Below are 25099 nucleotides of genomic sequence, written 5' to 3'. Positions count from 1 at the left end.
ACGCATGCCTTTTAGTGATGTGCGAGCCAATGCCAGTATAGGAGAAAGTGAACCTAAGCGTATAAAAGCCTTGTTCCAGTCTGTATGAAAGTATTGCCGAGGCAGCTTGTTTAATAGTTGCTTACTTAATAAATAGGACGATCCTTCTGGTCGGCAATGCCGCTTTTACGGTAGAAATACGTATTGATCCGATCCCGCCATTCTTTGGCATGCTCTGCCTGATGCTCCAGCCGCTCCAACACCTGTTCATACATGGCAGCATTCAGTTGCCCTCGTAGACTAACCCATGTGTCTCGGAGATGGGCCGCACGTTCTGCACCTTCAAAATGGGTATCATAAATGTGCTGTATGACGGTTTGGCCGGAGTGGAGCAAGTGTGTATAAGGAACATGGTGAAAGAATAAGAGCAGCTCATCCGGGCAGGTGTCCGTAGATTCGTAGATATCAGTATTGGGAGAAAAATATTGTCCTGCATAGCCCGTTCCGGTTGCGGTCGTGCGATCTACCCCGATCCCCCAGCAATCAGCAAAATGGTAGGTGCCCCACATGGAATATTCGTACCCGTCTACATCCGGCCCATAGTGGTGATCGGGACTGACCATCCAGCCGACCCCGAGAGGGGCGGTGTAGGATTCGTAGACATTCCATGAATCGAGCAGCATCTGCTTAAGGGTAGAAATTAAATCTGTGCCGCCGTCGCTATTCCCTTGTCTGCCAAACGTCAGCCGAACCCACTCATCAGCGATTTCGTCTGCGGACAGCTCCGGGTCCCATGCCAGCCGACCATAGCCATAAAGATTGGACTGAGCGAGCAAATGTCCGGTCCAATTGGTGTCTGCACCAATATTGGATACAGCGACTATGCCATAGTTGGTATGCTTGGGAGAACGCAGAGCGCCACTCACGATACGCTTGATGGTGGAGCCTTTACCTTGGGCGTAGGTGTCAAAATCCAATACTTCCTTCCATTGGGGAACAAGGTAACATAGATGTTTCTGTTGCCCGGTGTACTCTTGCGCAATTTGAAATTCAAGCAGTACCTGAGTGGATTCCAGCGCACCGAACAGGGGGGAGACAGGCTCCCGCACTTGAAAATCCATGGGACCATTTTTGATCTGTAAAATGACATTTTCCCGAAACAGCCCATCCAGCGGTTTAAAATGGTCAAAGGCTGCGCGGGCCCGATCCGTCTTGCGATCGCGCCAGTCCTGCTTGCAGTTGTAGACAAAGCAGCGCCAAATCACACGTCCGCCATAGGGCTGCAACGCATCTGCCAGCATATTGGCTCCATCGGCGTGATGGCGCCCGTAGCTGAACGGTCCGGGCCGATTTTCGGAATCGGCTTTGACCACAAAACCACCCAGATCAGGAACGACGGCGTAAACTTCCTGGGCTTTGGTCTGCCACCATTCAGCTACAGCTGGTTCCAAGGGATCGGCGGTGGTTAACCCACCGAGCTGAATAGGACTGGCATAGTTAATGCTCAAGTAGATCTGTATACCATAGGCGCGAAATACCGCAGCTACTTTAGCCACATCCGGTAGGAATTTATCTGTAATCAGCTCGGTCTCTACCTGATGGACATTCACGTTGTTAATGGATAGTGCTTGAATGCCTACAGAAGCGAGTAGACGGGCATAGTCTCGCAGGCGCTCCATATTTGTAGTAAAGGCATTATTATCGTAGAAAATAGAGCCACCCGCATACCCGCGTTCAATACTACCATCCATGTTATCCCAGTGATTGATCATGCGGATGGGATTAGCAGGGTTGGATAATTGGTCTAGAATGGGGACGTGCACTGATTCGGTGGTGGGCTTCAACTTCCCGTCTAGTCCTCCCTGCAGGTAGCGCAGCAGATGAAAGACTCCGTACAATACGCCTTTGGAGGTCTGCCCCGCGATTGTAACGTACTGTCCCTTGATATCATCGTTACCGTGCGAAGCTGAATATGCCGGATCTGGCATCTCTATCCCGCGAATTCGGTAGCCTTCTGCGCTCACTTCTGCCTGTTCTTTTGCGCTGAATCGTTCTGCGACCAAAGGATGCTCTGGGAACGTACCCAGCGCAATGAATGGCGTATTCACAGGAACGGCGCTGATCTTCGGCTGCTGTCCAAACATGGAGGTCAATCCGTGCTGAAGCTCACTCGCAGCCGATTGAAGCACTTCATCTGTCCCATGGACCACGATGACCCTGCACCAAGCGGGCAGCTTTTCTACCTTACTATTGCGGCTGTAATGCAGCCAAGCCGCATAGCCGCTCTCTTTTGGCATATCCATCAGCTTGCTCATATTGGAACCTCCTTTTGGGCAGGTGAAGATGATCCTCAGACATGCTGTTCCTGATCCTGACTCATATGCTGAGGGAGAGTCAGACGGTTGCCCTTGCCTTCATACAGCCACAAAATAGCGGTAACTCCGCGCGGATAATATTTACTGCCGTGAGCAATACCGGAGAGTATCTGATCGCTCCAGCACCAATAGGATTCATCAGGGTGAAGGAGCCATGAGGCATGGGCAGCGTCTGCGGCCTGCCCAGCTTCTTCCCAAGGCAGCTCCAGCAACTCGCGGGCAATAAACTGTGACAGATAGATTTTGCTCAGCCAGGAGTTGTTACTGGTCGAGGACAGCTTCCAGCCTCCGTCTTCAAATAGACAAACTCCCGGTACCAGTACAGTTTCCAAATGACGCCGCAGTGCTTGGATATATCCACCGAACCGTCCATCAGGCTTAAGCGCAGCCTCACACCCTGTAAAGTAAGGGAAGATCAGCCCCTCAATGGCAGGAATAATCTGCGAGTCATTGCCCTCCTTAATAACTGCAGGAATATAGCCCTTGTCTGTCATATGTGCTGTAATCGCTGCTGCGCATTTGTCCGCCTGTAAGCCAGCCTCCTGTGAGAGGGAGTTAAGCCCTTTTGAGGCAAATATCTTTTCCAGTGCAACATATACCGCCCAGCATTTGCTGCCTAGATAAATGTTGTTGCGGGACTGACCCAGAGATACGTCCAGACTGTCGTAGGTCGTAATTTCCGCGCCTCCCCGGGTTCTAGAGCTGTCCAAGCCCATCAAGCCGTTTCGTTGTGCCGGGTCGGGGTGATCCCGCCGCAGCATGCTTTCGAAACAGTCACACAAGACAGGCAGCATACGTGTTGTAAATGACTGATCCTGTGTCTGCTCGATATATACCGTGGCGCAGCAAAGCCAGTTCACCAGTTCCTCATGGCTCATGTAAGAGAAGCAGTCGTCAATCCCAGCCAGCTCATAACAGGAGTACCCCTGCCGGGAGAACACGTTTGCCACGCCCATATCATGCGTAAACGTGATACCACCGGTATAGGTCTGTTCCTCTCCCGGAAAACGTACCTCATCACGATAGCTGTACCTTTGGACAAACCACTCTAGCTCGTTGCGTACCGTCCATGGATTTAAAATCAATTCATAGTAGAGCTGATCTGCCGTCAAATCGAGTGTATTCATCATCCGATACTCGCCTTCGTTCACAACCCAGATCGGTTCTCCATCCGCTTGGTGACTAAGCAGTTGGGTGCTGCCATAGTAGCTGTGGATCGCCTGAGCGAGCATAAATTCCTGGTCCGGGCTCAAGTCGGCCGACTCCATCCAGCGATTAGCCTGAACACAGGCTGCGGTCAGGTTTGAAAAATGCTTCAACGCATAGCTTCCCACGTCTTCAATATCCTTGAACAGCTGGGTATAGTAATACGACGCTTCAATGCCTGTTGTCACAATGCCGCCGCGATAGAAGCATATGGCGAAAGCATATGTGCGCTTCTCACCTGCGGGAACGTCCATCAGAAGCGCACCCGTCGCGCCCAGGCCAAAGGATAAATTCTCGGACATGGTCTCCCCAAGCAGCTTCTCCATTGCAAATCCGCTGGCAGGTACCGCTTCACTGCTGTTGGTCACAATGGCTGTGCTGCGTCCTTGGCCGATGCCTGTGAGTCTCTCCTCTAATTGGGTAGAATCCTTAGCGTCCCTACGCGGATCTTCTCCTATAATGCGTATGCCGCTATACGGATCACTGCCCTGATAGCCGAAAAAAGCTCTTCGCGCTGCAGTCCCCTGTGTATTATCGACGGTTAGCTCGGCGAATACCGCCGGGACCAACGCTGCCCGCAGCTCATCCATACCCGTGGTTCCCGGCTCGGGCACCGGGCGAACAGGAGAGTACAGCCGGAACGTCAAATCGCCAGCCTGCCATGTATCCGTTCCTGCTTTTAGCTCACGAGTAATGTCTGAATCGGCAAAGGCCATAAGCTGCGGTTCCGTTCGTTTACCCTTTTTCTCCACGTCGTAGCGGGCACTTTCATCCTGTGTGGATGTAAAAAAGGGAAGCGCCTCGTATACTCCGCCATCTCTGGATTGCAGCCCGATATATACATTTTCATCGGCAGGCTTGCCCAGCTCCAAACCAAGTCCGCCGCGATTGCCCTTAAACCCAAGCGTAAAGCTGGAAAAAGACCCGATAGGTGCATGCTGTGTGTTATAAAATATATTTTTAGACATATAATGAAACCCCTTTCATAATAAAGTTTAACTTTGACTAACTTCACTTAGAGCCTAGCATGTCATGTGGTGGGGAACCATTGTCAAATCGCTCAACTATTTATCCAAATCGCGCTGAAAGCGATATACTGGAGTATATCCATGCAAGTAAGCCAGGAGGGAAAACATGTCGACATCACGTTTACCGAAGCGCCCCCATCATCCAGACCTTACAGTTGCCGGAGAGGAATTCTTTTTTCCCGATGTGCGAACCACAGTCAATTTGTTTGCTATTCATACACGAAGTGTCGGAAGAGAGTGGAGCTATCCGCTACACGAGCATCCTCAATATGAGATTAACATCGTGCTTGCGGGAGAACAGATCATGGTTGTAGATGGTCGCAGCTATACCCAGCGACAGGGTGATCTGGTGCTGCTGCGACCGGGGATTGTCCACTCCAGTCATAGTAACGGAGAGGGATTTACGTATTTTTGTATGCATTTCGACATTGATGATAAGCTGTTTCTCTCGCTCCTGAGTCGTCTGGAGCAGGTGCTGTTTCCAGCTGAAGGAACAGTGGCAGGGCAGATGGGACCAGCGCTGGGCAAGTTGCTCGATCTTTCAACGCCAGAAGACATAGGAGTAGGTAGTGATTCGGTGGCAAAGCGAATGCGGATTCAATCTGCTGTGTTTGAGCTGTTCGCAACGTTGTGGGAGGCTGTATCCAGTGAAGCGGCCCATCTGCCGGGGCGTGGATATGTGCAGGCAGAGCTTGCCCATCAGATTGCCAGTCGTCTTCAGGGCAGAGTGAATCAGCCTTATGGACAGGCCGGCTCGGTGGAAAAGCAGGATGGGATCGAGGGGATTTCATCCGAGCTAGGTATTAGTGTGTCCCATTGTAATCGTGTATTCCGTAGCGTTTTTGGCGTATCTCCCCGTGTATATCTATCCGGGCTTGTGCTGCATGAGGCCAAGTTGCTGTTGGCTGATCCGCAATGGTCGGTGCAACAAATTGCCGATATGCTCGGCTATGGGGATATTGCGCATTTTAGCAGACAGTTCAAGCGCTGGTCGGGCCAATCGCCGACATCCTATCGCAAAAGCACGGTGCAGGAAAGCCCATTCGAATAAAAATAAGTATGCCTTTAAAATAGTTATGATATAATCCTCATAAAGGAGCTGAGAATAATATGAATTTACATAATCAACGTGTCGTCGTGATTGGCGGCAGTGCAGGTATAGGGCTGGCAACAGCCATAGAAGCAGCAAAGCAAGGGGCAAGCATTGTGATCGCTGGGCGTTCCGCAGAAAAGCTGGAGCAGGCGAAGAAGGTCATCCCTGCCGAATCGGTGGAAACCTTCCAACTGAATAATCAGATAGAGGAAGAGGTTCAGGCGTTTTTTGAAAAAGTCGGAGCATTCGACCATCTGTTTACACCGGGTGCCAGCTACACGCGTGGTCCGATCACGATAGACACGGAAAAGGCAAGAACCCCGTTCGAAGGGAAATTCTGGCCGCAATATTTTGCTGCCAAGCATGCGGTACCACATATCTCCAAGGACGGCTCGATCGTCCTCATGTCCGGGGCCTTCAGTCAACGACCGATGGGATTTGGTGCTACATATGGAGCGGCTAACGGCGCGATCGAAAGTTTGGGCAAGGCGTTGGCAGTAGAATTGGCCCCCGTACGGGTTAATGTCGTATCCCCCGGCACGATTTGGAGAGACGGCCCTGAGGGTGAGCAGCGGGCGCAGGCTTTTGAGGAATACAAGGAAGTAACCTTGCTCCGTCGAGTGGGGTATAATGAGGAAATCGCACATACTGTGTTGTATCTGATGACAAACAAGTTTACCACCGGAAGCGTGCTGTTCCCAGATGGCGGTTATACGCTGATCTAATCCGACAGGCAGGAATCAATTTTTAAACAAAAACCGGTTCAACACCATACAAAGTGTTGAACCGGTTTTTTTATGATAACAGGCTTGGCCCTCTTGCAACTCTTTAGCTTTGCATATCTAACCCTTTATATTTTCGCAAAATACGTGGGTAAATCACTTTAGACCCGATGCATACCATCGCCAGCATGGCGAACAGCAAACCGCTCCACAGCGTCCCATGGATCCCCGCCCTGGCAATAAACCACCCCCCTGCCAGCGAGCCCATTGAGACCCCTAGGTTAATAAACGAGATATAAAGACTGTTGGCAAACGCGGGAGCTTCTTTGGCCTCATCAATCACCCAAATCTGGGCGACAATCAGTCCGCTGGTATGAACGGCCCCCCACACGATAATGATGAAGAGCGTAGGGATAAATGAGGAACTGATCCCGTACAACAGCAAATAGGTGCCCCCCAAGGCTACTGGATGAAAAAGAGCGGTGCGTACCTTATGCAAGCCCATGAGCTTGCCAGCCAACAGATTGCCGAGCATTCCGCCGATGCCGAAAATAATAAGCAGAAAGCTGATAACATTGCTGCTCATCCCTGTATTTTGCCCCAAATATTCGGCAGAATAGCTATACACCGAGAACATGGCTGCAAAAATAAAAGTAGCCGCCCCGATATTGAGCCACAGCGATACCTTACGCAAAATGCCAAGCTGCTTCCGATAGGAGAACATTTCGGCTTGTGGTGTATCCGGCAGCATAAATAAAATACCGATCCCTGCAATCCCATTCGCTACCGCAGTAAACCAGAAGGAGGCCTCATATGAAAATTGATTGGCGATATAAGCCGTAATTGGAATACCGAGTACCATTCCCATGCTCGTGCCGAGAAAGGCTTTGGCGGAAGCTTGCGTTGCTTTTTCCGGGGGATACAACGCAGTGGCGGCGACAAAGGCAAGCGAGAAATACACTGGGTGAAACAGAGCCGGAATGATACGTAAAATCACTAGTAGATAAAAGTTGGATGTATAGGCTGACAGCAAGCTTGTTACGGCAAAAACAAACAACGACATTGTCATGATTCGCTTGCGGTTAAACCTGGACATCCATAGCACCATGAAGGGACCGAACAGCGCGATGATCAATGCAAATGAACTGACAAGAAACCCGGCCTGGGCTGCCGTAATATGAAAACGTTCAATGATGACCGGCAAAATGCCAACGACACCGAACTCGATCGTGTATACGCCAAATAGGCCAAGCGCAATGAAAAGCAGGGGCTTACTATATTTCATTAGTTTCATTCCTTCTCCACTTCTTCCTGCTTTACGTCCTTGATTTTGCATGATAATATTTCATTAAATCATAAAATAATAAGGCAATATTCGAAATAATACATAATAATAATTGTGTTTTTGTAATATTACCTTGGACTTAAGGAGATGGATTTGATGGATCAAGTGGATCATAAAATTTTGTTGTGTCTACAAAACCAGGCGCGTATCTCCATGACCGAGCTGGGTAAGGAGGTTGGGCTTTCCCAGCCTGCCGTAACGGAAAGAGTGCGGCGCATGGAGGATAAAGGTATTATCGCCGGGTATCGTGCCATAGTTTCACATGAGAAAGTTGGAAAGCCGATCATGGCTCACGTGCTCGTGCATACGAATCAATGCAATTCATTTGTTGAGTTTTGCCAATCTGCACCTGAAGTCATTGAGTGCCATAGAATCAGCGGCGAGCAAAATTACTTACTGAAAGTCATGGTTGAGTCTATGCTCAAGCTGGAGCAGTTCGGGGATGAGTGTGGAAAGCACGGGCACTCTACCACGTTAATTGTCCTGTCCTCGCCTGTAGACCATAAACATGTAACCCCCACTTTATTAGACCCTATTTGAGCTACCGTAAATGGCTTGGCAAAGCTCGGTTGTAAACGGACCTGACATCCCTTCGAATGCTGTATTGGTAAAGGCGACCACACTAAGTCTTAGTGTGGGATCAACGAACCACGAATGGCCGTAAGCTCCTCCGAGTCGCCACGTTCCGGGTGATTCTGCTGTTCCACTTTCGTCGGGATTTTGGAGTACGGTGAATCCTAGTCCAAAGCCCCGCCCCGGCCAGCCTGCCAAGGGAAGGTTCCCGGTCTGGATGGTGCCCATTTCACGGACCCATTCCTCTGAAAGTAACGGATTGCCGCCGTTTCGCAGTGTTTCCAGCAGCCGCATGAAATCTTTTGCGCTGCCAATCATACCCGAGCCACCAGAGTGGAAAGCCGTGGGATCAAAGGCTCGTGCAGGCTGAAAACGAAGTCCTGCAGTGCCTTCAAAAACCTGCGCAACCTCAAGCTCGCGCATCCGCCGGGGTTCTGATATATCGTTGACATAAGGAGCCGCAAGCCGTCCAGCATCCGCGACCGCGAAACTGGTGTCGTGCATATCGAGAGGTTCTGTAACGAGCTTTTTAACAGCTGCATCAAGGGTTGTGCCACATACACGGCTAATGATAGCGCCGAGCACATCAGTAGCAATCGAATATCCCCATGCTTTACCCGGTGTATATAACAGAGGCACAGAAGCCAAACGTTGCAAGTTCTCTTCCAGCGTAAGATTTGAGAAATCCATGCCATCTGATACGCCTGCACGATGATAGGAACCGCCGCCTTCTTCCTCTAAAAAGCCATAGGTCAACCCGGCAGTATGTGTCAGCAATTGGCGTACTGTAATGGAGGGCTGCTCACCACTGATTAATCGGGGGCGAAAATCGGGCAACCAGCGTTCAATAGATTCATCGAGCTTAATCAATCCTTGGGCTACCAAAACCAAAGCCGCAGTAGATACAATCGGTTTGGATACAGAAGAAAGCCGAAATAAAGCATCCTCATGCATAGGACGTTGTTCTTCTCGATCAGCCAGCCCCGCCGCTCGGACATACACGGGTGAACCATCCATATATATCATGACGACTGCGCCGACCAGGCGCTTCTCGGCAAGGGTTTGATCTATAACCGCATTTACACGTCCGTCCAGACCAGCTTGTATCGCAAAAACTCTATTATCCAAACTCATAAATATCTCATCCTCTCTATGATCCAGCGGTTATCGCTTGATGGAACTTAGTTTACAGGATGGGAAGGCGACATTACATAAGGTAACAAAGGTGTTCAGTGAGTATTGACGTTAAAATAAAATTATATTAAAAGAATGGCTTTGGATTTAAATGATGGGGTTTTACAAAAAGTTATACTGCGTTTTACAGTGGCTTTTTAAGTTGAGATACGTTGAAAATAGGTGGTAAAATTTACAACAAAGGGGGTTTTGTTTATTGAGGCTTGTATCGCGTAATAAGTTGGCTTGCTTGGTTGTCCTCGGAGGATTTTGACTGTAATTGCTACAGGTTTTGGAGGGGATAAGGAACCTTATAAGCTTCCTGATAAGCCCAAAGAGGCTGCTGTCTCGACATTTTCAGAATATATGAACGCTTCTATGAGTCGCGATTACGATAAGATGCTTTCACTGTCTGATGATTATCGCTTTAAAACAGAACAGGCACGGCTTAACTTTCTAAAAGCTCAGGGAACACCGATTGATTATCGTATCGTGTCTGTGGATGATTCTAACCCTTCCAAGATTGTTGTTTCGTCGATAACGAAGTATGAGGATATGGAGTTACCTTCCATTAAGCATGTTCTTGCTTTTGAGGAAGGAAAGTACAAGCTACAAATGAGAAATGTTGTGATCAATATGATTCCTTCATCTCCTGACTACAGAACGGTCGAGTACGAGCCTGAGAAGGTAGATAATATTTTGGAAGATAATTTCAAGTGATTTTAATTTTTCAATTTTCTAATCATACGGTCCAAAGCGTATCCAATGAGATACCAGAAAACTAGTGTAGTGAAGCAAACAATAGTTATGGGGATGTCTGCCTCTCGCACAAATCGAAATGATTCATACACCCAAACCAACGGGCTAATAATAGCTAATAGTATATTGTAGTCGTCGTACCCCGTAATATTTACAGTAATAACTAGACATGAGATTAGGACCAGCCAAAAACGAAAAGATTTCATTGCCTATACCTCCGCAAGTGTATTTGTTGTTATAGACGAATTAAAAAGCTGGAAGTAGCATTTATTCCAAATTTATTTATTAAAATGTATTAAAAAGAACGATATTTCGATCCTATTTACTTGTCACGATTTTTAGACGTACGGTATTCGTGTGGTTTTGAGTGACGCTGGATTCTTTCAGACTTTTCGATTTGTGATATACTCTCGATATATGAATTGTATGGGATGGTGATGACTGAATGAATCGTACACACGACCTAGGCAAGCTAATCAAACTAACTGGAGATAGAGCAAAACTGGACGCTAAAGCAAATGGCACATATATTGTCTACAAAACGCCGGATGGTCAATTTGTTAAAGAGTACAGTAATGGTCAAGTCGAACGAATTAAAGAACAGGATATTTTATCATGAGTGAGCCGTTTGCTACTATGTTTGTATTCGCAGGAAACAACGGAAGTGGTAAGAGTACAATTCGTAATCTAATCGTTGATAAACTTGGTGTAAGTGTTAATATCGATCCAGATGCGTTAGCGCGAGGGATTGATCGTGAAAACCCTGATCGACACAAAGTATCGGCAGGAAAGGAAGCGATTAAGCTAGCGCGGGATTGTATAAGAAATAAACGAGATTTTACCGTAGAGACGACACTTGCTGGTGGCAATGTGATTCGACAAATGCGAGTGGCAAAAGAAAAGGGCTTTGAAGTTATTATGTTTTATGTGGGCCTTGGTGATTATCGTCTTAATATCGAGCGAGTTGCTGCACGAGTTCGAAATGGGGGTCACCACATTGATACCGCTGATATTATAAGACGGCATCAGACCTCACTGGACAATCTTCTCTTACATCTTAAACTTATCGATCATTTAATTGTCATTGACAACAGCAGCTCAGATGGCGTGATTGTATTGGAATCCGATAGTGAAACGATAAAACACCATGTGGCGTTGTTACCGGATTGGGTTAAAATCATTGATAGTTACTTGCAAAATAAAAATGCTGATCAAGAATAAACCGATAACTGTATGATTCAGTGATCGGTTTATTCTATATTTACATTGTATTGTGTCCACAATGTCAATTCGATGTGTATTGCACTTCAAAATGGGACCCGTTAGTAATAGACTGTTATTATTTTTCAACAGACTTTAGCAAGACGATGAACAGCACCCTGATCGTAGCGGCTTCTTCGGATTCTTTTTCTCTACACTTTTTTCACTGGACGTAACACTGCGTAGCCATATCCTTCTGGGAAATGCCGCTGATAATCCTGCTTCGTTTCCTCATCCCATTCATACCCCAGGCTGCTAGGGTCAAAGTTCCAAGCCTTCTCCTCCACCATTCTCATAACGTCTCCATTGTTTTTTAAATAATTAAAGGGCGGGTGAAAAAACACCAGGTAATCTGATTCGGGGATGTCCCGGCACTTCATTCCTGCGGGAATCTCTCCGGCATAGTCAGCGACAACCGGTATTCCATAGAGATAGCCCTTCTGACCATCCTGATAAAACCAGCCCGCAGTTTGGCCCAATTGTTCGGGAAGCTTGAGATGAGACATGCTTTCCAATGTTCCGCAAATTTCATCACAATTGTGACCGTTTCTCCAGAAATCGCCGTAGTTTCGTGAAGAAGTATCCCAAATTCCAATAAATTTGTGTGCTGGTATACGCTCGATTTTGACTTCAGCTTCTTGCAAATGATCCTTAACCATCTTATCCCGCTCCTTCAAATGGTAATGATAAGGAGAGAACACCTCAACGCGAATGGCCAACGGGATAGGTCGGGGCTCCTTCTGGTATACAGCCGGAGTTACCTCAAACGCTTTTACAAATGCCCGTGTAAAAGCCTCCTGTGAAGAAAACCCATACTTTACTGCAACATCGAGGATGCGGACATTGCTATCCCGGAGTTCCAGTGCAGCACGGCTAATCCGGCGCATCCACACATAATCCCTTAACGTCATTCCTGTAAGAGAATGAAACTGTTTTGTACAGTAGTAAGGGGAGTAGCCTAACTGATTGGACATTCTCAACAACGAAGGTGCTGAAGTAAGATTATTATCAATCCAATCGATCATGAGCTGGACCATTTCGTTCCATTCGTACACGAGGGTTCCCTCCTTTCGACTCCATCTTAACAGCCGGAATACAGGAATATTTGACTTGAGTTGCATGCACTCTTTTGTATTCATGAAGCTTTAGTCAAGGGCTATGTTAGTCCTTGTTGTCTTGTTCTATTTTACTCCTCTACATAACGGATATATGGGCGTTGAAGGTACCTTTGATCAGATACGAAATAATATTGTTTGCCTATAACCAGAGGAGGGATCACAGACTTTGAGGAAATATATAATTCTTTATATTCACCTCCGTTAGAAGCATCTCTCTGTATGACCAAGTAATCATCTGTAGTTTTAACTAATTTAGCGGTTTCTGCTGAGTGATAACCTGAATAATAATAAATCCAGCTGAAAATCAGTGAAAAAAATATAATTCTTAGAATAGTTGCAGCCGTTTTATTCTTTGTAATCAACATTCGCGCAAACCTCCGATAATCTATTCTTTCATTTGTAATAAAATATGTATGATTGGTTATTTAACCTGTTTATGTATATTGTAAGGCGTATAATCGGTTGACGAAAGTAACTTTCACACAAAAAGCCTATCTGCCAAAACAACGGCAGATAGGCTTTTATAACATAAACGTCCACTATACTTCGTGTTTATACGCAGTCTGTGCCTCTACATTGCAATTGCACCGACCACATATTCCCTATTATCAGTTATCCCTACGCTGACGTGCGCGGGCTTCGCCGCCTTTGCGGCCTGCTTCTTCCCTACTCATTTTCCCGTCGCTATCACTCTGGTCTGAATTGCCACGGGCTTCACCGCCCTTGCGTCCGATTTCCTGATAGAATTCCTTGTCATGGTTTTTGGAAGTGGCTTCGCCACCTTTTTCGCCAATCTCCTGATAAAATTCTTTGTCGTGATTTTTAGCAGTAGCTTCTCCACCTAAACGCCCTGCCTCTTCGCGACTCAGTTTGCCATTTTGGTTGTTGTTAGCCATGTTCAATCACTCCTCATCGAATTTTAGTAAAGCGTGTTCGTGTATCTATTAACCTTCATGTCAGGAATTAAACATGTCTACTTTTTTATAGAATCTGTAAATAACTGGATATATTCGCCTCGATCAGCGTTCCCATGCTTCTGTGTTCAATTGTTGCTGGCGGGTAAATAATGCCGGATAAATGAACAGGCTGAGCAGCACGCTGGTCAAAATAGCAGAGGTCATGGTAGTGAATACGATTAGCAATTGCAAACGCACGGCGGCAATCGGATTGGCACCTGCGATGATTTGTCCGGTCATCATGCCGGGAAGCTGGACAAGCCCCAGCGTTTTCTGCCCCTCAATGGTTGGAATCATACTGGAACGTATGCAATCCTTGAGTATAGGGAAGATGGCTTGTCTAGGCGTGCCGCCTAACGCCAGAATGAGCATGATTTCAGGCTTGCGCAGCAGGACTTCCGACTTGAGCCGGGACACCAGCAGGCTGGACAAAATCATGGAGCTGCCAATGATCATGCCGCTAATCGGAATCATATATCGGGCTGTCGCCGGAATAATATGCAGGCCAATCAGGAACGCCTGCGTAACGATTTCCACACACAGCAGCGTCAGGAATGACTTCCACATGAGACCGGGGATAAATCGTCCTTTGCGCGCAACATTTTGTGAGGCTACGGTAATCATGAGCAGAATGAATAATACGATAAATCCGTAGCTTTGCATCCCAAAAATCAAATGCAATACATATCCAATCGCCAGCAGTTGAACCGATGCTCTGATCGTAGCGATGATAATGTCTCGGTCCAGACCGAGTTTGAAGGATTTGGACATGACGATGGCGATAAATACAAAACCGAGAGAGAGAATCAAGGCAACAATCGTCATACCCATTCTCCTGCTACAAACCTGCGGGTCTCACTATGCTGTGGAGTATTAAAAAATGTCTCCGTATCCGCTTGTTCTACCAGTCTTCCGTCGATCATCAGCCATGTCTCGTGGCCTACCCTGCGGGCTTGTTCCATATGATGCGTAATCCAGATCATCGTTGTTCCCTCTTCTTTGTTCATTTGCAGCAGCAGTTCCTCAACCTCTTTGACTGAGGCAGGGTCCAGTGCAGAAGTAATCTCATCCAGCAGTAAAATATCCGGGCGGTTCGCGAGCGTCCGCGCCAAGGCCAAGCGCTGTCTTTGTCCACCGGACAGTTCCTGTGCCTTTTGTTCCAACAGATCGCGGGTGAGTCCTACGCGTTCCAACAGGCCGGCAGGATTATCGAGCACTGTACCGTGCAGCCGTTCTACGGTTTGGAGATTGTACAGGACAGTTCCCTGAAGCATGGGGGCATCCTGAAAAACCAATGCTACTTTCCGTCTCAGTTCAGGGATCTCCCACTCCGATATCGGTTTGCCGAGGACACGGATGTCCCCTTCATCCGGTGTCATTAGGAGGTTGCACAGTGAAAACAACGTGCTTTTACCCGACCCCGATGGACCGACCAACGTGGTGATTTTGCCGGGGGAAACTTTTGCCGTGATCCCGTTCAGAACCGCACGTTGCTGTCCAGACCCGGTGAAATATTTGAGAATGTGATTGAATTCAATAGCTGGAAGTGGCTTGGATTCCATAGATATAGCTAGCTCCTTTGTAGGGGATCGATAAAAGGGATTAGATCCGTTCTGTGATCTTATTTTTTTATTATATCAGTAATGACTGCTATGCTCTTCTATAAAGGTTCAAAGCAGGTTGGCTGTTGTAAACGGCATCTTCTTTGTATAAACTAACAGGATTAGCTAAAATAGAATCTGGATCAATTCTGTATAGGTATAAGGAACCGGACTACATAGAAATTCGATGAAAGGAGACAGGATGATGTCGCCTAGAAACGGAGTAAAGTTGCAAGATATCCTGCGGGCTGCCGAGGACATTGCCAATGAACAAGGGATGGGGGATGTCACGCTCACCACGCTGGCTCAAAAACTCCACATTCGCCCTCCATCCTTGTATAACCACGTGAACGGATTGAACGGACTGCGCCAAGTACTGGCATTGCATAGCCTCGAACAGTTGGAGGAAGCTTTGATGAGCGCAGCGGTTGGTAGAGCGGGCGAAGATGCGCTGACCGCTATGGGGAAGGCGTATATGCGGTATGCTCGCGAGCGACCCGGTTTGTATGAAGCGATGCTGTATGCAACTGATCGAAATGATACCGAAATGAGGCAGGCTGCGGATCGCGTGGCCGAGCTGGTCATTACCGTCCTGTCCAGTGGTTATGGCTTCAAGGAAGAAGATTGCATTCATGCAGCGAGGGGATTCCGTAGTCTGCTTCATGGATTCGCCTCGCTTGAACAAAAGGGCGGCTTTGGTTTACCTGTGGAGGTGGACCGGAGTATTGAGGTGATGATGGCTACCTTTTTGGCAGGTCTGCGTGTGCGGCAAAAGCGAGATGTCGAGCTTACCAAAGAAGTCTGATTTCAACCTGATGCAGCTAACATGATTGCGTCGCAGACCCGAAGGGTAAAATACATCTGTATAATGTAGATGAGAGACTGCGAATACAGGAGGGGTATGAGTGAACGTACTGGTGATTGGTGCAAATGGAAAAGTAGGCAGACATCTTGTCCGTCTATTGGGGCAAAATGAATCGCATCGCGTAAAGGCGTTGATCCGAAATTCGGATCAGGCCGAAGCGCTTGAACGTTTGGGAGCAGAAACGGTGGTAGCTGACCTCGAAGGGACGGTTGGCGAAATTGCCGCAGCTATAAAAGGCAGCGATGCTGTCGTATTTACAGCAGGCTCCGGTGGAAAAACAGGTGCAGATAAAACGCTGCTTATCGACCTGGATGGAGCGGTCAAGGCGATGGAAGCCGCCGAACAAGCAGGTATCCAACGCTTCGTTATGGTCAGCGCCCTACATGCAGAGAATCGAAAGAAGTGGCCCGAATCCATTAAACCGTATTATGTGGCGAAGCATTACGCTGACCGCCTGTTGGAAGCGAGCAACCTAAACTACACGATTCTTCGTCCGGGTGGCCTGACGGATGATGTGGGCGCCGGCAAAGTTGCTACCGGTGAGGAGCTCACCAGCCAGACCATTTCCCGTGAAGATGTGGCGGCAGCGGTGGTAGCAGCGCTGGAGGAACAGCAGACGTATCATCGTGCAATTAATCTGGTGTCTGGCAGTACGCCTATTGCTGAGGCAATCCGGCTATAATTACGGATGAAGTTGTTGCACAGAGGACGCTTATAAATGACAAAAAAGCGAGAAGACGGCCATCCATGGTCATCTTCTCGCTTTAATAATTTTACAGCTTGGTTGGATCCATTTCTTTTGGGAATGTTTCTTCAAAGCTATGCTTTTTCTCGTATAAGTTGTACCAAGCTTCTGCGATGATATCTGGATCTCCTGCCGTACCAGCTTGTATGAAAGTGCCGATTGAAAGGTGTCCTACAAAAACTCCTTTTTCTTTCAGTTCATTATGCAGGTTAGTCGCATAGTTTCGAAGGCCGGACATCACGATACCACCATTCCCAAGACTGGGCAAAGGGAACATGGCAGATATGCCCGTTGTAAATAGAATCGCGCCTGAACCATTGCTGATCATGTCAGGCAATACTTCATTGACGGATAGAACTGCAGGAAGCACAATGCTGTTGACTTGTTCCAAGACGCTTGCGGGCGTTGTTTCTAAAATATCTGTGAAATTACTCCATCCTGCATAAGGACTGAATTCGAGTACATCAATACTGCCTAAGTCTTTTTTAGCAGCCAGTAAGGCTTGTTTTAAAGCGTTCAAATCCGTAATATCCGCGACATAAGAGCGCGCTACAATATTCAGGCTTTTTAGTTCATTTGTGATGATTTCCAATTTTTCTGGATTACGAGAAACTAAAGCTACCTTAAACCCTTGCGCCCCGAATTTTTTCGCGATAGATAAACCTAACCCGAGTCCTGCACCAATTATTGCAATAGTTTTCATCTTATATGAACTCCTTATTTGTGGTATATTTTAAAGCAACATATGTTGTTTTAGTAAGTATAAGCCCGCTTAATATATGGAACAACCAACAATTAAATGAGAATGTTGTTATAGAAACAAAAATTGAAATGTGCCAAATAAGGAGGGCAGAACGTGGGGACAAAAGTAAAAAATATGCGAATGACACATACAAAGAGATCGTTGATTAACGCTTTTGTTAATTTAGTGAATGAAAAGGATTTTGAAAAGATAACAATAGCAGATCTAACAAAAGGGGCCCAAGTGAATCGTGCTACATTTTATGCACATTTTAATGATAAGTACGAAATGTTGGATTACATGATTGACGACTCTGCTTCGAACGTCATTGAAAAACGAACATTAGGAGTAGTCGAGTTCGATCAGGACACCATAAATCAACTCGTTCTAGCAGTATGTGACTTTCATCAACAACCGAAAATTCAATGCCGTCGTAGCTATTTAAGTCTTGCGCCTCTGTTGAAAGAAAAAATGTTAATTGAGCTGAAAAAATATTTAGTGAAAAGTTTAGATAACATATGTACAGACTCAGAGAAGAGTTTTTATGTACCTATTTATGCCAATATCATACATGAGGCTGGTTATTTATGGGCATCTGGAATTACTCCGTTTGATAAAGAGGAAATAGCCAAGAAGGCTTCGTTATTAATAACAGGAGGAAAAGGTTAATTCTTGTTGTGAGAGGCATCCCCGGGGGCAGAGTCCCGGGGATGCTTTTTGCTGTTTTCTCAGTATGATCGTCCCCGTAGCAGCTCCAACTCCGGCTGAATAGCAGCAAAAATATTTGCTTAAAACTAATTATATTATTTATAATACTAATATGATTAGTTTATAATTAAGACAAGGAGATGAGCTAAAATGCGTATTGTTCAGGTGCAGCATGTGTATCAATTGACGTTTATGCCCCGGCTGTTCCCAGTGAACTGTTATTTGGTGGAGGAGAAAGAGGGGCTCACCTTGGTAGATGCCGGATTGCCATACAGTACCCGTGGTATAGCGCAGGCTGCGGCGCGGATCGGGCAGCCGATTATTCGAATTGTACTTACCCATGCCCATGGGGATCATGTGGGTGCGTTGGATAAGCTCAAGGCAAGGTATCCTGACGCGCAAGTGTTCATTTCAAGGCGGGACGCACCGCTGCTACAGGGCGATGTATCGTTGGAGGCAGGAGAACCGGATACTCCTATTCGAGGCGATGTACCGAAGCATATCCTTACCCAGCCTGACGTTTTACTGGAGGATGGGGATCATGTAGGTTCGCTGTTGGCGATCAGCGCACCAGGACATACGCCGGGATCGATGGCATTTTTGGATACTCGTACCCGTGCGTTGATTGCAGGCGACGCCTTCCAGACTCGAGGTGGTATAGCGGTATCGGGAAGGCTTAAGCCGCTGTTTCCTTTTCCGGCACTGGCTACCTGGAACAAGGGAATTTCGCTGAAAAGCGCCAAAAAGCTGGTGAGTTTCAATCCATCTTTATTAGCTGTCGGTCACGGTAACATGCTGAAGCATCCACAATCTCAGCTGGAAAGGGCGATTATGGAGCTGGAACGACAAACTTCAGTGTGATGATTCGGTATTCAGCCAACATTCAGCCAGAACTCACAAAGTCCTAAGCTAAGGCAGATACAATATGGGAAAATAGAAACAGAGAGAGGTGCATCGGATTTGAACGTTTGGAAAGCGAACGGTCTGAAATATATACTTCTATTTAGTTTCATATTGTGTGCTGTCGCTAGTGTCGTTTCGTTATGGAGTTATTCAGGTAGTTCTGCGTCCCAGTCTGCGGCTGTTAGGCAGGGCCCATCCGGCGGGTTCGGAGGAGGAAGCGGACCTGGTGGAGGTATGGGAGGACCGGGGCAACCTACCAACTCCTCCACTGAGGGAACATCGACATCGGGTGACAAAGGTACAACGGCCGGGAATGATACGTCTTCGGGCGGCAGTGGTGTTGCCAGAGACGGACAGCACAGAGGCCCCGGTGGCATGTCTGGTAACGGATCTGGTATGGGCGGTCCTGGCGGTGGTATGGGTGGTGGACGAAGTGGGAACTCCTCATCTGCTTATGCTACTCCGCTGGCGATTTTCGCCGCTTTGTTCTTCGGTGCATTCGTGTTTATTGCATACCGTTTTCGGGCTCGTGAATGGAAGCTCGGGGAACGTAATCGGGGACTGATGCTGTGGACAGTGCTGGGTGTGGGGTTCTTTTTAAGAATGGCGATCGCCCCATGGATCTCGGGTCATATGGATTTAATGCTATTCCGGAACTGGGCTACGACAGCAGCGGATAGCTTATCGGGCTTTTACACGAATGGATCAAGTGATTATCCGCCGTTCTATATTTATATTTTATATGTGATCGGTCAAATCGGCTCTACGGATGCTTTCAGTCCCTACATGTCCGTACTGCTGCGGCTTCCCAATATAATAGCCGATATCGTGACAGCGTACATGCTGTACCGGTTGGCAAGCAAACGGGTCGGCTATGGAATAAGCCTTGGATTGGCTATATTCTACGTGTTTAACCCAGCTGTATTTATCAATTCGACCTTCTGGGGGCAGGTGGATTCTTTCTTTACTATGCTGATTGTGGGCATGATTGTGCTGCTTGTGGAAAACCGGGTCGGCTGGTCCGCCGTATTGTTTACGGTAGCCGTATTGATGAAGCCGCAGGGAATTATTTATGGGCCTGTTCTGTTCTTTGAGCTGCTGAGACAACGTAAAATACAGCCTTGGCTGTTGTCCATTGGCGGTGCCGTTATGACGACCATTCTGGTCATATTACCATTTTCGTGGGGGCAGGAGCCGTTATGGCTGCTTGACCTATACAAGGGAACGGTCGGCGAGTATCCGTATGCTTCGGTGAACGCATATAATTTCTTTGCACTGATCGGTGGCAATTATACGCAGGACACTACAACATTGTTCCTGTTCAGTTACCATACATGGGGTATGATCTGCATTGTGCTGGTGACTCTGTTTACGTGGTGGATGTATATCCGCAGTCGCAAACCACAATTTGCAGCGGCAGCTGCACTGGTGCTCATTGCAGGTGTATTTACCTTCGCTTCCAGCATGCATGAACGGTACTTGTTCCCTGCGGCCGCGTTAGCTGTACTAGCGTATCTGTATTTGCGGGATCGCAGATTTTTGTGGCTTGCGGGTGGATTCAGTCTTACCATTTTCCTGAACACCTTCAATATTTTCTATAGCTCCAACTCTCGGGATCAATACGGTATTATTTTGTGTGTGACATCATTGTTGAATGTGTTGTTGTTTGGGTATTTGGTCAAAGTAGTGTGGGATTGCTCCAAATCGACCACGATTGAGACTGCTCCTTCCACAGACAGAGTTTCGCCAGAACTTCCTTCAGCGCAGCCTGCATGGGGAGCGTCTTCCCAAGGTGTAAACACGACAATTGATAGTTAGTGGAGTATAAAATATGCTAAAAAACCGCCTTTTAACGAAATGGAAGTGGTTGATAGATCAACTGCAATCCATAAGTTAAAGAAGCGGTTTTTTGTTGTCCTCATGTTAGAGTAACATTGTATCTATGTGTCTCAATCCATATATTCGTTCAGTTTCTGTACATCGCAGATGGTAATCTCTCTTGTACCCTTGCTATGAATAATCCCCAGCTGTTCAAATTTTCCGAATTTGCGACTGATGGTTTCGCGGGTGACACCCACATAATTAGCCATTTCCTCGCGTGAAAGGGGGAGGTTTATTTTAATGTAGGAACCATCCGGCTTTCCATATTTATGTCCAAGCTCAAGAATCATATAGGCGATGCGGATTTCCGGGTCTTTGGTAGCTAGGCTTTGAGCCAGGTTTTCGGTATGTGCCAAGCGTTTAGTAATGGTTTTGAGCAGCTTCAAAGAGATATCGGGATTGTTGCGGATCAACTGCTCCATATCATCCTTGGTGAGCATACAAATATCAGTATCTTTTAAGGCATACGCACTAAAGTTACTCAGCTCATCGCTGTTAAATATGTTCAACTCGCCAAAAAAATCGCCAGTTGTCAGAATGTGCAGAATTTGTTCTTTCCCCTGAGGTGTCATTTTCAGCAGCTTCACATGTCCACTTTTAATAATGTACAGCGTATCGGATGCTTGTTCCTCCACAATCAAGGCCTCGCCTTTCTGATATTTTCGGTGTCGGATCATGGAGCTGACCTTACACAAATCTTCGCAGGACAAAGAGGAAAAGATAGGCACTTTGCGGGCACAGGGCTCCTTTTCGCACTGGCAGGGGCAGGACATCTCATTCACATTCATTCACTCCATTCATAAACCGGAAACTACAGGTTATAGCACATGGTTGTTATTCTGTATCATCTATTGGGGCAAAATGACTTTGATCCTCACCACAGACTGGACAAACCCAGTCTTCTGGAAGATCCTCAAACGCTGTACCGGGCATAACGTCTTCATCGGGGTCACCGATAGCAGGATCATAAATGTATCCACAGGGCTGACATACATATTTTTTCATCTCTAGTTCTCCTTGTCATTCAAAATTTTTGTAAGCTCTGGTGCGTCCGGTTTGAGTCCCTGCATGATGGCTGTTTTGTATGGTAGTGAAGCAAGGGCATCTCCAAAGCCAATCACGCCGCAGATAGAGCCGTTTTGTATGAACATACGTGTATAAGAAGTTTGATTTTTAGTAATCAGGCTGGTGTCGCAGACTTGTTCATCTACTAGACCGATGGAAAAGAGAGGAGATTCATAGCAGTTCGAAAGGGTTACAGGGAGGGGACGCTGATAGCTGACGGATGCGCCCGCCATATTAGCGCCTGCTATTTTTCCCTGCTCCATTGCGCTTTCCCATAACCCATCTACTCTACTCTGAAATTCGGCTGCATCACCTGCTGCATAGATATTGGCGGAGCTGGTCTCCATCTGCGCATTCACCAGAATGCCTTGTCCAATATCAAGGCCGATTTGGCGAGCAAGCTCCGTATTCGGTACAATTCCGATAGAGTACACGACATGCTCGCAGGGGATAACAGAGCCGTCCTGTAGTTCCACACCTTCTACGTGATCTGTGCCTTTAATACGATTTACGCCTTGCCCAAGGTGGATCTGAGTACCCTGTTCGGTCATCCGATCGGTCAAAATAGCGGAGGCCTTTTCATCTAGCTGACGGGGGATAAGCCGATGCGAAGCTTCCAGTATGGTTACAGCATATCCTGCTTGCTGGAAGGACCATGCGGTTTCCACGCCTTGAATACCGCCCCCGATGATACATATCCGGTCTCCCTGTCGCAATTCCGCTTTAAGGCGATCCGCATCTTGTCGAAAACGAATATTGTGAACGTTCCTTAGAGAAGCCCCATCTAGCACAAGCTTACGGTTGTGAGCTCCTGTACACAGCAGTAGCTTGTCATAAGCAACGGTTTGTCCATCTATTGTTTTGATAGTACAATCCTCTGGATGTATCTCGGTTATCTTGATGCCGGAATACACATGAATTCGTTGATTGGCAAACCATTTTTCCTTTTTGATCAGAATTTTGTCGCTGTGCAAATCAGTGAATAGTCCCTTGGAAAGTTTGACTCTGTTATACGGAAAGGATGCTTCCTCCCCGTAAATAGAAATTTCGGCCAGCTCATCTTGATCTCTAATCGCTTTTGCCGCGTTGACGGCGGCAACACTGCCTCCGATAATAACGTAATGTTGGTTACCCATTCAGTATCTCTCCTATTCGCTATACGCTACTGTGTTTTAAATAACACTAAGCAGTAGATCTGAGACAAATTCAGCGGCATTTTTAATTTTCTTCACTTTTTCATCTTCTGTAGGAGAGAAACGAATACGCACCGGGAATTCCACATGGGTCATACCCGTTGATTTGATTACATCTGAAGTGCTTTGGACCTTCATATTAGTACCATTCAAGTAATCCTGTACAACTTCAATGGCTTCCCCGCTCCAGCCGTAGGAACCAAAGGCAGCAGCCAGCTTGCCTTCCAGATTCATCTTTTGCATTTGTTGCAATAGGTCTTCCAATTTGCCCGTCATGTCGGCATATTTGGTAGAGCTACCGACGAAAACAGCATCTGCTGAGGCAATACTCTTCAATATTTCCGTTTCATCCGCTTTATCCACGTCCCATAGCTCCACCTGGATTTGGTTCTCCAAAAAGCAGTCCTTCAGGATGTTTGCCATTTTTTTAGTGTTATTTTTGAGGGTGGCATAGACAATCGCTACTTTTTTATCCTCCTTGGTTTCGGTACTCATAGAGGCGTACAAATCAATAAACTTGGCAATATCATGTCGGATCGCGAAGCCGTGGGAAGGTGCAATCATCTCAATTTCCAGATCGGCAACAGCTTCGATTAATGTGCGCACATATCTGCGATGTGGATGAATAATAGCCTGATAGTATCCGATAAAGTCCTCGGTGATATCAAAACCAGCCTCATCAGCAAATAGATGCTCTACAGCCACGTGTGTACTGAAAATATCGCAAGGGAACAAGATTTTATCTTCTATACAATACGTAATCATGGTTTCTTCTGTATGCAGATAAGGAGTTTCTTTGAATAGCAGCGTTTTGCCTCCAATGTCCAGTTGATCCCCATCCTTGATTACGAGGAAGTTGCGATGCTGAAGCTTGTACATTTGTTGAATTTCCGGAACGGCAATCTCAGTGCAGACAATCGTAGCGTTCGTTGCCTTGGAAGCAAGTGCCGCCAATCCGCCCGAGTGATCTGGTTCCGTGTGATTGACGATGATATATTGAATATCCAATGGATCGATCAATTCGGTTACAGCTTCGGCAAATTCTCTACCGAACGCCATATCTACGGTATCCACAATGGTTGGTTTTCCAGTTTTCAATAGATATGCATTATAGGTTGTACCCTTTGATAGTAGAAGACGATGAAAGGGAACCTCACGATTATCAATTTTTCCTACCCAATAAATATCCTTTGCCAGCTTGAATCCAGGCTTCATATGGAATAACCTCCTGCTTGTTTTGTTTATCTAACACAATTTGATTCTAGTTGGATGTGTCGATGAAAAAGATGATTGAAATCAAATTTTTAAATATTTTAAAAGTATTTTTACTTAAATTTAGTTTTGTGATTGCAATCACAAGGCGAGCGAAATAATCCAATACAATAAAGGTATTAATCCATCTTAAGCAAATTTAATTTCAAACAGGAGCGTGAACTAATATGAAAAAATCAAACCTCATTCAATTTCAGGAATATAAAGAAGCTGCGTTTACAAAACGAATTGTGCATAAGGAAGCCGACAATGTAATTTTTATTCTCAACTTTACTCCTAATGCCGAGCTACCAACACATAATCACCCAGGAGCGAATGTATATTTGCTTGTTCTTGAAGGCAGCGGGACTGTAACTGTGAACGGCGAAGCAACGGAAGTTGTCCAAGGGGATATCATTCATGTTACGGGAGATGAGCACTTTTCCTATCGTGGCGGTGCAGAGGCGAATTCCAGTCTGCATGTAGTGTTGACCCAAACGCCAAGTGAAAGCTATGCGCAGAACATATAAAAGAGGACACAGCAGCAACATGCTCATA

The 25099-nt window shown here is 46.6% G+C and carries 26 protein-coding genes; 12 read left to right on the top strand and 14 right to left on the bottom strand.

Annotated elements, in window-relative coordinates:
* Positions 1–125: 125 nt before the first annotated feature.
* Positions 126–2294, bottom strand: a complete 2169-nt coding sequence (locus GRP75_RS01785) for an alpha-glucuronidase family glycosyl hydrolase (RefSeq protein WP_160788457.1) — start codon at positions 2292–2294, stop codon at positions 126–128.
* 35 nt (positions 2295–2329) lie between these two features.
* The gene (locus GRP75_RS01780) at positions 2330–4528 is read right to left on the bottom strand and encodes a glycoside hydrolase family 52 protein (RefSeq protein ID WP_160788456.1); all 2199 of its coding nucleotides are present in this window, start codon (positions 4526–4528) and stop codon (positions 2330–2332) included.
* A 166-nt stretch (positions 4529–4694) separates the two neighbouring features.
* Here GRP75_RS01780 and GRP75_RS01775 point away from each other — a divergent pair, with 166 nt between their 5' ends.
* Both GRP75_RS01775 and GRP75_RS01770 read left to right on the top strand, forming a co-directional pair.
* Complete coding sequence (locus GRP75_RS01775) at positions 4695–5639, top strand: helix-turn-helix domain-containing protein (RefSeq protein ID WP_160788455.1); 945 nt, start codon at positions 4695–4697, stop codon at positions 5637–5639.
* A gap of 59 nt (positions 5640–5698) precedes the next feature.
* Positions 5699–6406 (top strand): SDR family oxidoreductase, encoded by a 708-nt coding sequence (locus GRP75_RS01770; protein ID WP_076264557.1) that lies wholly within the window; start codon positions 5699–5701, stop codon positions 6404–6406.
* 103 nt (positions 6407–6509) lie between these two features.
* On the opposite strand, the gene GRP75_RS01765 is transcribed toward GRP75_RS01770, so the two are convergent.
* Positions 6510–7688 carry an MFS transporter gene (locus GRP75_RS01765; protein ID WP_160788454.1) on the bottom strand — a complete coding sequence of 393 codons (1179 nt, stop codon included), beginning with the start codon at positions 7686–7688 and terminating at the stop codon, positions 6510–6512.
* 156 nt (positions 7689–7844) lie between these two features.
* Here GRP75_RS01765 and GRP75_RS01760 point away from each other — a divergent pair, with 156 nt between their 5' ends.
* Positions 7845–8288, top strand: a complete 444-nt coding sequence (locus tag GRP75_RS01760; protein ID WP_028540848.1) for an Lrp/AsnC family transcriptional regulator — start codon at positions 7845–7847, stop codon at positions 8286–8288.
* Here the strand turns inward: GRP75_RS01760 and GRP75_RS01755 are convergent.
* Positions 8274–9455 carry a serine hydrolase domain-containing protein gene (locus GRP75_RS01755; protein WP_160788453.1) on the bottom strand — a complete coding sequence of 394 codons (1182 nt, stop codon included), beginning with the start codon at positions 9453–9455 and terminating at the stop codon, positions 8274–8276. The two genes, GRP75_RS01760 and GRP75_RS01755, sit on opposite strands and share 15 nt — an antisense overlap.
* Before the next feature lie 309 nt (positions 9456–9764).
* Here GRP75_RS01755 and GRP75_RS01750 point away from each other — a divergent pair, with 309 nt between their 5' ends.
* The 3 genes from GRP75_RS01750 to GRP75_RS01745 all read left to right on the top strand — a co-directional run bounded on the left by GRP75_RS01750 (position 9765) and on the right by GRP75_RS01745 (position 11474).
* Positions 9765–10214 (top strand): hypothetical protein, encoded by a 450-nt coding sequence (locus GRP75_RS01750; RefSeq protein ID WP_237448892.1) that lies wholly within the window; start codon positions 9765–9767, stop codon positions 10212–10214.
* A 484-nt stretch (positions 10215–10698) separates the two neighbouring features.
* Positions 10699–10872 (top strand): hypothetical protein, encoded by a 174-nt coding sequence (locus GRP75_RS29090; RefSeq protein WP_023990932.1) that lies wholly within the window; start codon positions 10699–10701, stop codon positions 10870–10872.
* Entirely contained in the window at positions 10869–11474 is a 606-nt protein-coding gene (locus GRP75_RS01745) for an ATPase (protein WP_023990931.1), read from the top strand. The genes GRP75_RS29090 and GRP75_RS01745 overlap by 4 nt, the downstream gene beginning before the upstream one ends.
* A 191-nt stretch (positions 11475–11665) precedes the next feature.
* Here GRP75_RS01745 and GRP75_RS01740 read toward each other — a convergent pair whose 3' ends face one another.
* The 5 genes from GRP75_RS01740 to GRP75_RS01720 form a co-directional block, all read right to left on the bottom strand.
* Positions 11666–12568: a helix-turn-helix domain-containing protein gene (locus tag GRP75_RS01740; protein ID WP_160788452.1), complete on the bottom strand. Its 903-nt coding sequence runs from the start codon at positions 12566–12568 to the stop codon at positions 11666–11668.
* Positions 12569–12699: 131 nt separating this feature from the next.
* Positions 12700–12996, bottom strand: a complete 297-nt coding sequence (locus GRP75_RS01735) for a hypothetical protein (protein ID WP_160788451.1) — start codon at positions 12994–12996, stop codon at positions 12700–12702.
* Between the two features lie 243 nt (positions 12997–13239).
* A complete protein-coding gene (locus GRP75_RS01730; RefSeq protein WP_160788450.1) occupies positions 13240–13527 on the bottom strand; it encodes a KGG domain-containing protein in 288 nt (95 codons plus the stop codon).
* Positions 13528–13650: 123 nt separating this feature from the next.
* Positions 13651–14412, bottom strand: coding sequence for an ABC transporter permease (locus GRP75_RS01725; protein WP_025724094.1), 762 nt, complete (start codon positions 14410–14412; stop codon positions 13651–13653).
* Positions 14409–15149, bottom strand: a complete 741-nt coding sequence (locus GRP75_RS01720; protein ID WP_160788449.1) for an ABC transporter ATP-binding protein — start codon at positions 15147–15149, stop codon at positions 14409–14411. The genes GRP75_RS01725 and GRP75_RS01720 overlap by 4 nt, the downstream gene beginning before the upstream one ends.
* A 244-nt stretch (positions 15150–15393) precedes the next feature.
* Here GRP75_RS01720 and GRP75_RS01715 point away from each other — a divergent pair, with 244 nt between their 5' ends.
* Positions 15394–15993, top strand: a complete 600-nt coding sequence (locus GRP75_RS01715; RefSeq protein WP_053326378.1) for a TetR/AcrR family transcriptional regulator — start codon at positions 15394–15396, stop codon at positions 15991–15993.
* Between the two features lie 100 nt (positions 15994–16093).
* On the top strand, positions 16094–16735 hold the full coding sequence (locus tag GRP75_RS01710) for an SDR family oxidoreductase (protein ID WP_023990924.1): 642 nt from the start codon (positions 16094–16096) through the stop codon (positions 16733–16735).
* Positions 16736–16826: 91 nt separating this feature from the next.
* On the opposite strand, the gene GRP75_RS01705 is transcribed toward GRP75_RS01710, so the two are convergent.
* Positions 16827–17501 (bottom strand): SDR family NAD(P)-dependent oxidoreductase, encoded by a 675-nt coding sequence (locus GRP75_RS01705; RefSeq protein ID WP_160788448.1) that lies wholly within the window; start codon positions 17499–17501, stop codon positions 16827–16829.
* A 153-nt stretch (positions 17502–17654) separates the two neighbouring features.
* Between GRP75_RS01705 and GRP75_RS01700 the strand changes: the two genes are divergently transcribed.
* The 3 genes from GRP75_RS01700 (at position 17655) to GRP75_RS01690 (ending at position 20969) form a co-directional block, all read left to right on the top strand.
* A complete protein-coding gene (locus GRP75_RS01700) occupies positions 17655–18209 on the top strand; it encodes a TetR family transcriptional regulator (protein WP_160788447.1) in 555 nt (184 codons plus the stop codon).
* 189 nt (positions 18210–18398) lie between these two features.
* On the top strand, positions 18399–19109 hold the full coding sequence (locus tag GRP75_RS01695; protein WP_160788446.1) for an MBL fold metallo-hydrolase: 711 nt from the start codon (positions 18399–18401) through the stop codon (positions 19107–19109).
* Positions 19110–19208: 99 nt separating this feature from the next.
* Positions 19209–20969 carry a glycosyltransferase 87 family protein gene (locus GRP75_RS01690; RefSeq protein ID WP_160788445.1) on the top strand — a complete coding sequence of 587 codons (1761 nt, stop codon included), beginning with the start codon at positions 19209–19211 and terminating at the stop codon, positions 20967–20969.
* A gap of 131 nt (positions 20970–21100) precedes the next feature.
* On the opposite strand, the gene GRP75_RS01685 is transcribed toward GRP75_RS01690, so the two are convergent.
* The 4 genes from GRP75_RS01685 to GRP75_RS01670 all read right to left on the bottom strand — a co-directional run bounded on the left by GRP75_RS01685 (position 21101) and on the right by GRP75_RS01670 (position 24505).
* Positions 21101–21805 (bottom strand): Crp/Fnr family transcriptional regulator, encoded by a 705-nt coding sequence (locus GRP75_RS01685; RefSeq protein WP_048481570.1) that lies wholly within the window; start codon positions 21803–21805, stop codon positions 21101–21103.
* Between the two features lie 61 nt (positions 21806–21866).
* Entirely contained in the window at positions 21867–22037 is a 171-nt protein-coding gene (gene rd, locus GRP75_RS01680; RefSeq protein ID WP_007432984.1) for a rubredoxin, read from the bottom strand.
* Positions 22038–22039: 2 nt separating this feature from the next.
* The gene (locus tag GRP75_RS01675) at positions 22040–23233 is read right to left on the bottom strand and encodes an NAD(P)/FAD-dependent oxidoreductase (protein WP_160788444.1); all 1194 of its coding nucleotides are present in this window, start codon (positions 23231–23233) and stop codon (positions 22040–22042) included.
* A 36-nt stretch (positions 23234–23269) separates the two neighbouring features.
* The gene (locus GRP75_RS01670) at positions 23270–24505 is read right to left on the bottom strand and encodes an FprA family A-type flavoprotein (protein WP_160788443.1); all 1236 of its coding nucleotides are present in this window, start codon (positions 24503–24505) and stop codon (positions 23270–23272) included.
* Between the two features lie 224 nt (positions 24506–24729).
* Between GRP75_RS01670 and GRP75_RS01665 the strand changes: the two genes are divergently transcribed.
* Positions 24730–25071 carry a cupin domain-containing protein gene (locus tag GRP75_RS01665; RefSeq protein ID WP_025721355.1) on the top strand — a complete coding sequence of 114 codons (342 nt, stop codon included), beginning with the start codon at positions 24730–24732 and terminating at the stop codon, positions 25069–25071.
* Positions 25072–25099 lie beyond the last annotated feature (28 nt).

The sequence above is a fragment of the Paenibacillus sp. OT2-17 genome (genome assembly GCF_009827695.1).
GTDB classification, from domain to species: domain Bacteria; phylum Bacillota; class Bacilli; order Paenibacillales; family Paenibacillaceae; genus Paenibacillus; species Paenibacillus polymyxa_B.
The sequence above is the reverse complement of the archived record's forward strand: the minus strand, read 5'-3'. Positions and strand labels throughout refer to the sequence as shown.

Bases quoted from the DNA above. Each gene is read 5' to 3' on its own strand.
- GRP75_RS01785 (WP_160788457.1), bottom strand. From the start codon at position 2,294: ATGAGCAAGCTGATGGATATGCCAAAAGAGAGCGGCTATGCGGCTTGG.
- GRP75_RS01780 (WP_160788456.1), bottom strand. From the start codon at position 4,528: ATGTCTAAAAATATATTTTATAACACACAGCATGCACCTATCGGGTCT.
- GRP75_RS01775 (WP_160788455.1), top strand. From the start codon at position 4,695: ATGTCGACATCACGTTTACCGAAGCGCCCCCATCATCCAGACCTTACA.
- GRP75_RS01770 (WP_076264557.1), top strand. From the start codon at position 5,699: ATGAATTTACATAATCAACGTGTCGTCGTGATTGGCGGCAGTGCAGGT.
- GRP75_RS01765 (WP_160788454.1), bottom strand. From the start codon at position 7,688: ATGAAATATAGTAAGCCCCTGCTTTTCATTGCGCTTGGCCTATTTGGC.
- GRP75_RS01760 (WP_028540848.1), top strand. From the start codon at position 7,845: ATGGATCAAGTGGATCATAAAATTTTGTTGTGTCTACAAAACCAGGCG.
- GRP75_RS01755 (WP_160788453.1), bottom strand. From the start codon at position 9,455: ATGAGTTTGGATAATAGAGTTTTTGCGATACAAGCTGGTCTGGACGGA.
- GRP75_RS29090 (WP_023990932.1), top strand. From the start codon at position 10,699: ATGAATCGTACACACGACCTAGGCAAGCTAATCAAACTAACTGGAGAT.
- GRP75_RS01745 (WP_023990931.1), top strand. From the start codon at position 10,869: ATGAGTGAGCCGTTTGCTACTATGTTTGTATTCGCAGGAAACAACGGA.
- GRP75_RS01735 (WP_160788451.1), bottom strand. From the start codon at position 12,996: ATGTTGATTACAAAGAATAAAACGGCTGCAACTATTCTAAGAATTATA.
- GRP75_RS01730 (WP_160788450.1), bottom strand. From the start codon at position 13,527: ATGGCTAACAACAACCAAAATGGCAAACTGAGTCGCGAAGAGGCAGGG.
- GRP75_RS01725 (WP_025724094.1), bottom strand. From the start codon at position 14,412: ATGACGATTGTTGCCTTGATTCTCTCTCTCGGTTTTGTATTTATCGCC.
- GRP75_RS01720 (WP_160788449.1), bottom strand. From the start codon at position 15,149: ATGGAATCCAAGCCACTTCCAGCTATTGAATTCAATCACATTCTCAAA.
- GRP75_RS01715 (WP_053326378.1), top strand. From the start codon at position 15,394: ATGTCGCCTAGAAACGGAGTAAAGTTGCAAGATATCCTGCGGGCTGCC.
- GRP75_RS01705 (WP_160788448.1), bottom strand. From the start codon at position 17,501: ATGAAAACTATTGCAATAATTGGTGCAGGACTCGGGTTAGGTTTATCT.
- GRP75_RS01695 (WP_160788446.1), top strand. From the start codon at position 18,399: ATGCGTATTGTTCAGGTGCAGCATGTGTATCAATTGACGTTTATGCCC.
- GRP75_RS01685 (WP_048481570.1), bottom strand. From the start codon at position 21,805: ATGTCCTGCCCCTGCCAGTGCGAAAAGGAGCCCTGTGCCCGCAAAGTG.
- rd (WP_007432984.1), bottom strand. From the start codon at position 22,037: ATGAAAAAATATGTATGTCAGCCCTGTGGATACATTTATGATCCTGCT.
- GRP75_RS01675 (WP_160788444.1), bottom strand. From the start codon at position 23,233: ATGGGTAACCAACATTACGTTATTATCGGAGGCAGTGTTGCCGCCGTC.
- GRP75_RS01670 (WP_160788443.1), bottom strand. From the start codon at position 24,505: ATGAAGCCTGGATTCAAGCTGGCAAAGGATATTTATTGGGTAGGAAAA.
- GRP75_RS01665 (WP_025721355.1), top strand. From the start codon at position 24,730: ATGAAAAAATCAAACCTCATTCAATTTCAGGAATATAAAGAAGCTGCG.